This is a genomic window from Streptomyces sp. NPDC004031, assembly GCF_053604375.1.
The window spans coordinates 124,061-131,492 of the sequence record NZ_JBSGHL010000022.1; the positions used below are offsets into that span (position 1 = coordinate 124,061).

The 7,432-nt window shown below is 76.2% G+C and carries 7 protein-coding genes; all 7 read right to left on the bottom strand.

The window, feature by feature from the left end:
* Nucleotides 1-18: 18 nt before the first annotated feature.
* Entirely contained in the window at nt 19-1,623 is a 1,605-nt protein-coding gene (locus ACWERV_RS16810; protein ID WP_452933456.1) for an amino acid adenylation domain-containing protein, read from the bottom strand.
* The gene (gene sbnB, locus ACWERV_RS16815) at nt 1,620-2,693 is read right to left on the bottom strand and encodes a 2,3-diaminopropionate biosynthesis protein SbnB (RefSeq protein ID WP_452933458.1); all 1,074 of its coding nucleotides are present in this window, start codon (nt 2,691-2,693) and stop codon (nt 1,620-1,622) included. The genes ACWERV_RS16810 and sbnB overlap by 4 nt, the downstream gene beginning before the upstream one ends.
* A gap of 128 nt (nt 2,694-2,821) precedes the next feature.
* Nucleotides 2,822-3,802, bottom strand: coding sequence for a pyridoxal-phosphate dependent enzyme (locus ACWERV_RS16820; protein ID WP_452933460.1), 981 nt, complete (start codon nt 3,800-3,802; stop codon nt 2,822-2,824).
* 24 nt (nt 3,803-3,826) lie between these two features.
* On the bottom strand, nt 3,827-4,984 hold the full coding sequence (locus tag ACWERV_RS16825; RefSeq protein ID WP_452933462.1) for an acyl-CoA dehydrogenase family protein: 1,158 nt from the start codon (nt 4,982-4,984) through the stop codon (nt 3,827-3,829).
* Between the two features lie 77 nt (nt 4,985-5,061).
* Nucleotides 5,062-5,607 carry a hypothetical protein gene (locus ACWERV_RS16830; RefSeq protein WP_398176952.1) on the bottom strand — a complete coding sequence of 182 codons (546 nt, stop codon included), beginning with the start codon at nt 5,605-5,607 and terminating at the stop codon, nt 5,062-5,064.
* Nucleotides 5,604-6,590 (bottom strand): hypothetical protein, encoded by a 987-nt coding sequence (locus tag ACWERV_RS16835; protein ID WP_452933464.1) that lies wholly within the window; start codon nt 6,588-6,590, stop codon nt 5,604-5,606. Before ACWERV_RS16835 ends, ACWERV_RS16830 begins: the two co-directional genes overlap by 4 nt.
* The gene (locus ACWERV_RS16840) at nt 6,590-6,859 is read right to left on the bottom strand and encodes an acyl carrier protein (RefSeq protein WP_452933465.1); all 270 of its coding nucleotides are present in this window, start codon (nt 6,857-6,859) and stop codon (nt 6,590-6,592) included. The genes ACWERV_RS16835 and ACWERV_RS16840 overlap by 1 nt, the downstream gene beginning before the upstream one ends.
* Between the last annotated feature and the right edge of the window lie 573 nt (nt 6,860-7,432).

Consider the following 7,432-nt stretch of genomic DNA (forward strand, 5'->3'; position numbering starts at 1 on the left):
CGGTTCGGCACGGCGGGGTCAGCGCGGCGCATCGTCCACCGCCCCCGCGGTGAGCGAGGCGTGGTCGACCTTGCCGTTCGGCGTGAGCGGCAGGGCCGCGACCGCGCGCCAGCGCTGCGGTACGGCCGCGGGCGGCAGCACCGCGCGCAGATGGGCCTCCAGCTCTCCGGCCGCGACCGGGGCCCGCGCGACGTACCAGGCCACGAGGCCGGGGCGGCCCCCCTCGCCGGGCGCCGTGACCGCGCAGTGGCCGACCGCCGGATGGGTGCTCAGCACCGCCTCGACCTCGTCGAGTTCGAGGCGCACCCCGGAGACCTTGACCTGCCGGTCGGCGCGGCCGAGGTAGTGCAGCACGCCCCCTTCCAGACGGCCCAGGTCCCCGGTCCGGTAGAGGCGGCCGTCCGGCGCGGCGGTGCCGAGCGTGTCGCCGAAGAAGGACTCCCGGGTCGTCGTCCCGTCGCCGACGTAGCCCAGCCCGACCGGGACGCCGCCGACGAAGACCTCACCGGCCTCGCCGTCCTCCGCGCAGCGCCAGCGGTCCGACCCGGGTTCGCGGCGCAGGCAGTGGATCTCGGCGTTCGCGATCGGCCGCCCCACCGGGAGCCGGGTCGCGGCCAGGTCGCCGCGGGTCACCACGTGGTGCGTCACGTCGTCCGAGCACTCGGTGGGCCCGTAGGCGTTGAGCAGGGCGGTGCCCGGCAGCGTGTCCAGCGCCCGCCGGGCCAGGCCCGGTCTGAGCTCCTCGCCCGTGGAGACCAGCCAGCGCAGCCGCGGGAGCGCCCCGGCCGGACCGCGCCGCTCCGCCTCGTCCAGCAGACCGGCGATCGCGGTGGGCACCAGCTCCACCACGGTCGCCCCGTGGCGGGTCAGCAGGCGGTGCAGCCGTGGCGGGAAGGTGACGTCGTTGTCGTCGGCGACGACCACCGTGCCCCCCGCCATGAGGGGGGCGAGCATCTGCCAGACCGAGATGTCGAAGGCGAGCGGCGCGGTGAAGGCGACCCTGTCCCGCGCGGTGAGCCCCAGGTCCAGGATCTTCGCGTGCAGGTGGTTGAGCATGCCCGGCTGGGAGACGACCGCGCCCTTCGGGCGCCCGGTGGTGCCCGACGTGAAGATGACGTACCGCGGCGGCGGTTCGCCCGGCAGTCCCGGCCCGGCCGCGGCGCCGCCGCCGTCCGGACGCAGCACCGTCAGCGCGACGCCGCCGCCGGTGCAGTCGGCCAGCAGGGCACTGCCGCTGCGCAGCAGGACGTCGTCCCGGCGGGCCCGCGGCCACGACGGGTCGACCGGCAGGTAGACCGCCCCGAGCTGTTCGACCGCCAGGAACAGCACGGGGGTGAGCGCGCTGCGGCGGCCCAGGCAGGCCACCGTCCACCCGGGCCCGCACCCGGCGTCGCGCAGTTGCGCGGCCAGCCGGTCGGCGTCGCGGACCAGCCGGGCGTAGTCCACCACGTCCGTCCCCGAGACGATCGCCTCGTGGTCCGGCGCCGCCGCCGCACGGGCCCGTACACGTCCGGCCACCGTCCCGCCGAGGTCCACCGCCCGGGGGTTGGTGGCGGCCCGCGCCGCGGCCCGCGCCGCCGTGCCCGGTGCGAGCGGGAGCCCGGCCCGCTGCGTTGCGCTCACGCGGCCGTCTCCCCGGCGGGGGAGGGGCGTCCGGCGGGGTCGCGGTGCCGGTCCATGTCGTGGAAGAAGTCCGGGATCATCGTGATCCTCCCCGACGCGACGGCCTCGCGGTGGACGAAGTCGCCCAGGACCAGGTCGAGGACGCCCAGCCCGAAGGGCGAGAAGTAGACCGGGCGGCCCGGTACGGGCGACCGGTCGCCGGCGATCACGCCGTCGAGCGTGGCGTGGACGAAGTCCCGCCCGCCGCTCAGCTTCTCCGCGAGATGGACGGAGGTGTCGGCCTTCAGGACGTGGTCGACGTCGTCGACCACGTTCGTCCCGGCCAGGACGAGTTCGGGGGCGAGGTCGCGCAGCGAGAGGTGCAGGACGAGCGGCGCGTGGGCGAACCAGCGCGCGTCGTGGACGTGCGGGACCGCGGCCGTCGTGGCGAAGACGACGACGTCGCTGTCGCGCACCAGCGACTCCGCGGTCGGGTGGATCCGCACCGCGGTCCCCGGCGCCGCCTCCGCCAGGTGCGAGGCGAAGCCGTGCGCGTAGCCCGCGTCGAGGTCGTACAGCCCGGCACCGGCGAGCGGAAGTCCCAGCGCGACGAGGTAGCGGTGGACGTACCGCGCGATGAGCCCGGTCCCCACGAAGCCGACCCGGACGGCGGACGTGCGCCGGGGCAGCAGGTGGCGCACGGCGACGGCGGCCGAGGCGGCTGTCCGCGTCGCGCTGATGATGGAGCTCTCGACGCAGGCGTAGACGTAGCCGTTGTCGGGGTCGTTCAGCAGCAGCGCGGCCGAGGCGCGCGGGATGCCCGTCCGCAGGTTGCCCGGGTAGCTGGAGATCCACTTGATGCCGTCGACACGGCGGTCGCCGCGCACGGACGCCGGCAGCGCGATGATCCGGGCCGTCGGCTTGTCGGGGAAACGCAGGAAGTACGAGGGGGGATTGGTGGTCCGGCCGGACCCGTGCAGCAGGTAGGCCCGCTCGATCAGATCGATGACCTCCGGCTCGCGGCCCGCGAGGATCTCGTCGACCGCGGCGCCTGACACGACGCCGAACGAGGGTGCGGACGCTTCTCCCATGGCTCTCCTACTCGACCGGTTGCTCGGCGGGGACGTGCGGGGACGTGCGACGGGGACGTGCGGGACGTGCGACGGGGACGGTTCGGGGTGCGCGCGGGCGGGGGCGGGCGGGGGCCTGCGGGGGGCGGTCAGCACCGGTCGGCCGCGGCGCGCCCGGCGGGCTCACACGGCAGCACCCCGGGGAAGGCGTCCCGCACCCAGGCGTCGTCGTAGAGGGTGTCGAGATAGCGCTCGCCCAGGTCGGGGGCGATCGCCACCGCCGTGCACCGCTGCCGCGGGTCGTGCGAGCCGAGCCAGCGCTGCGCGGCGCTGACGACCGTCCCCGACGATCCGCCGAGCAGCAGCCCGGCGGCGGCCAGCCGGCGGCACATACGGACCGTGTCCGCCTCCTCGACCAGCACCACGTCGTCGTAGCTGCCCCGGTCGACCAGGGGCATCGGCACCGCGGCGCCGAGCCCCGGGATGCGGCGGGGGCCCGCGTCCGGCGAGAAGTTGACCGAGCCGACCGCGTCGACCGCCACCACGCGCACATGCGGGGCGTTCTCGGCGAAGTACCGCGCGCACCCCGACGCGGTGCCGCCGGTGCCGACGCCGACGAACAGGACGTCCAGCCCGGGGAAGGCCTTCGCGATGTAGGCGGCCGTCGTCTCGTAGTGGGCGCGGCTGGAGGCGGTGTTGGTGTACTGGTCGAGCCACACGTACCGGGGATCGGCGGCGCACAGCGCCTGCACGCGCGCCTTGCGGGCCGCCAGCAGCCCGCCCGGTGCCCCGGTGTCCCCGACCGTCTCCACCCGCGCGCCCAGGGCGCGCATCATCTTGAGGTTCGCGGGGGTGCAGCGGGAGTCGGTCACGCAGACGAAGCCGAGGCCGTAGCCCGCGGCCACGGTGGCCAGCGCGACGCCCATGTTCCCCGAGGACGACTCGACCAGGACGGAGCCCCTCGTGAGCCGCCCGCCCGCGCGCGCCTCGTCGACCAGCCAGCGGGCGGCCCGCAGCTTGATCGACCCCGCGAAGTTGAAGCCCTCGCACCGCAGGTGCAGGTTCAGCCCGAGGATCTCCCGCAGATCGAGATGGACGCCGAGGTCGAGCAGGTCGTGCGGGTGCGTCACGGAAAGCACGGTGCGGTCCGCCCCCTAACGGTCGCCGCGGCGCTCGACCAGCATCATCCGCGCCGTGTTCTCGAGGATCCGGTCGTTGCCGATCATGACGACCGACGAGCTGAGGTCGCGGATGATCCGCGCCACCGAGTACGGGCCCTGCTCGGAGTAGCCGGCCATCCCGCAGGCGCGCAGCGCCAGGTGGGCGATCTCCAGGCAGCTCTCGGACGCGCCGACCTTCAGCGAGTTCGCCCGCACGGCCGTGCCGACCGAGGCCTGCGCCTCACCGTCGAGCAGGCGCTGGGCGTGGCCGGCCATGTCGTCGACCATCGCGTCGACGCCCGCCAGCCGCCACCGGGCCTCCGCGAGCGCCGAGGGAGCGTGCGCGGCGGCGGCCCCGGCTGCGCCCGCGCCCCCGGCCGCTCCCGCGGAACGGGCCGCGCGGCGCCGGGCCATCCGCACCGCCCGGTCCAGTGCCTCGGCGGCCAGCCCCGCCCACGTGGCCGCCCACAGCACCTGCGTCACGGGCACCATGGCGCCGGCCGCGATGTCGGCGAAGGGGACCGGGAAGACGTTCTGCCCGCCGACCTGCGCGGCGATCCGGAAACCCGGGCTGCTCGTCCCGCGCATGCCCAGCGGCTGCCAGCCGCCGGTCTTCTCCAGCGTCGCCTGCCGGGCCGGCACGGCGACCAGCACCTGGTCCGAGGCGGGAGCGTCCGGCGCGCGCCGGGCCGTGACGAACAGCGCCTCGGCGTGCGCTCCGTAGGAGACGGTGGTGGCCTCCTTCGACAGCCGGAAGAGCCCGAGGGGGGAGTCCGTGACCGGTTCGAGGGCGGCCCCGCTCCTGCGCAGGTCGCCGCCGATGCCCGCCTCGCTGGTGGCCGAGGCGATGAGCCACTGCTCCTTCGTGGCCTGCCGCGCCAGGTCGTGCAGGAATCCGCCGGGGCCCGCGTACCGCCACAGCGAGGCGAGCTGGCCCTGGTGCATCGACCAGATCATCGCGGTGGCCGCGCAGGCCCGCGCGAGCCCGCGGGCGATCACCGCAAGGCCCCTGACGTCCAGTCCGGCGCCGCCCGCGGCCCGCGGGGCGCACGCCGACACCAGACCGCAGTCGCGCAGCCGGTCGACCGCCTCCTGGGGGAAGCGGGCCTTCTCGTCGACGGCCGCGGCGTGCCGCGCCGCGACCTCCGCCACGGCGGCCACCTCGGCGGACAGCGTGCCGGGCAACGCACTTGGCGGGGTCACAGCCGGGGTCACGGCCGGGGTGCCGGTCACTCGGCCACGGCCTTGCCGAGGGCCGCGTACCCCCACGTCGGCGTGCCCAGGCCGCGTTCCTTGCGCCACTTGATGATCGACGCGGACAGCCGCATCGACTGCGCGGGACCCGAGGGACTGCGCAGGTGCGGCACCTCGACGGGCAGGGCGGCGCGGAAGTCGGCGTCGTGCCGCCGGACGAGGGCGAGCACGCGCGCCGCGTCCTCGGCGGTCGCCCCGACCGCGGGCGGCAGCGACCGCAGGGCCCGCGCGGCGGGTGAATCCGAGGTCGCCATGCGGATCTCCGACTCCGTCCCGGTCGCCCGCGCCGTGATCCCGGCCCCGCGCGCCTCGCACTCGACGAGAGTCTGGAGGGCGAAGGTGCCCGCGGCGGTGCACAGCGGCCAGTCGCCCGCGGCGTGCGCGGCCTCCATGTCCGTCAGGAAGGACTGGGTGTCGAACGCGTAGTGCCAGACCATGTCCGCGCCGCGGGTGAGGACCCAGTCGAAGTCGAGACCGTCGTCGTCGGGCCGCTCGCCCGTCTCCTGCGGTGAGCCGTTCATCGCGTCAGAGCCTCCTTCGTCAGGTCCTGGTCCGCCCGGACGTCGAGTTCGGCACGCCGCAGGGCTCGCAGGACGCGCGCCGCACCGTGCTCGGCGACGAGGGCGGCGGTGGTGCCCCCGGCGCTCCACGCGTCGACGAGCCGCCCGTGCCGGTTGAGCGCCCGGCGGCGGCCCGCGAAACGGATCGGCTCCAGGCCGTCGGCCGGTTCCAGCCGGGTGAGCAGCCACTCGTCGGCGGCCGGCAGACCCGCCCGCTCCGCCGACCGGCGCAGCCCCGCCTCGTCGCGCGCCTCCCCGGCGTCGGGCAGCTGGAAACGGCGGACGCGCGAGGCGAGCCACTTGCGGTTCACCGTCACGTCCCCGGCCGCCCGGCAGCGCAGCTCCTGCAACTGGCGCGACGCCCGGCGCCAGAGGAACTCCCGCGCCTGCGGCGCGGCGGCGGCCCGGTCCGCGAGACGGGCGACCGCGACCGCCGTGAGCAGCTCGTCGTAGGCCGTCCGCGCGAGGACCGGCAGGATGCCGCGCCCCTCCTCGGGCGTGAACACCTCCCGCCCGCCGTCGTCCACGGGCACCGCGTGCAGCCAGCGCGCGACCGTCGACCAGCCCGCGGCGATCCGCGGAGGCGGGTCGAGCGCCACCGCTCCCATCGGGAGCCGCGCATGGGGGAGGTCGCGGACGGCCCCGGCGACCTGGCCCACCCATTCCTCGGGGAAGCACTCCACGTCGACGACCACGCCGCCGAGGAAGTGCATGTACGGGCCGACCTGCGCGGACAGGCCCGTCCGCAGGACGTGCACGTCGACGTCGCTCCCGGCGTTGCCCAGACCGGACGACAGCGAGCCGACGAGATAGGCCCGCCCGCCCCCCAGGTCGGGGCCGACCGCCCCGGCGACCTCCGCCGGGGTGAGCGAGACCACGCCGAGCGCGCTCGCGGCGGTGACCCCGTACCGCGCCACGGAGCCCTGACCGGCGGCGGCGCCCATCAGCCCTCCTGCCCGGCGAGGATCGCGCGCACCGCGGCCGCGATGTGCTCGGCGTCGGAGAACACCTCGCGCGTCAGGTACTCGTCGGGGAACTCGAGGTCGTACTCGTCCTCCACGACGAGCATCACGGACACGCTCGTGAGCGAGTCCATGCCCGAACTCCACAGGTCCGACGACGCGGTCAGACCCGGGCGGTCGTCCGCGGGCATGTGCGGGGAGATGAGGGCGAGGATGTCGTCGCCGGTGATGGAGCGCGTTCCTGGCACCACGATGGCTGCCTCTCGTGAGGGTCGTGTCCATGTCGGTGAGGCGAAGGCCGGGGGCGGCCGGGGGCGTGCGTCCCCGGCCGCCCCGGGCGCGCGGGCACCCGGGGCGTCCGGGCACCCGGTCGGCAGGGCGGTCGCGTCCGCCCGGCCGGGGCGGCACGGCGGAGGCGGTGCTGCGGCGGGCCGGCGGGGAGGGGCGGGGCGTGGTCTGCGCGCCGTGCCCGTGACGCCGGACGGGGCGAACGCGGGGACGGGGCCCGGCGTGCGGGCCCGGCGGGGGAGGACGGCACCGATGGCGGGCGGCGCGCCGCGTACCGTGCGGTCAACCGGCCCGACGTGGGACGGCGCCTCCCGGGCCTGCCCGCTCCGGGGTCGTGACACCCGGTACCACGTGACCTGGCTGAGGGCATGGCTTCGCCGTGCCGTTAGTGTGACACCCGATCACATCGGTGTCAACGCCCTTGGTGCGGAGCCGTGTTCGGCCGGAACCGGGCCGCGGCGGGCATGCGGAAGCCCTCGCCCCGCACCGGGTTCTGCCGGTGCGCCCCGCATGCGGAAGCCCTCGCCCCGCACCGG

Excerpts from the sequence above, each read along its gene's own strand:
- sbnB (WP_452933458.1), bottom strand. The coding sequence starts at position 2,693 with ATGGGAGAAGCGTCCGCACCCTCGTTCGGCGTCGTGTCAGGCGCCGCG.
- ACWERV_RS16830 (WP_398176952.1), bottom strand. The coding sequence starts at position 5,607 with ATGAACGGCTCACCGCAGGAGACGGGCGAGCGGCCCGACGACGACGGT.
- ACWERV_RS16835 (WP_452933464.1), bottom strand. The coding sequence starts at position 6,590 with ATGGGCGCCGCCGCCGGTCAGGGCTCCGTGGCGCGGTACGGGGTCACC.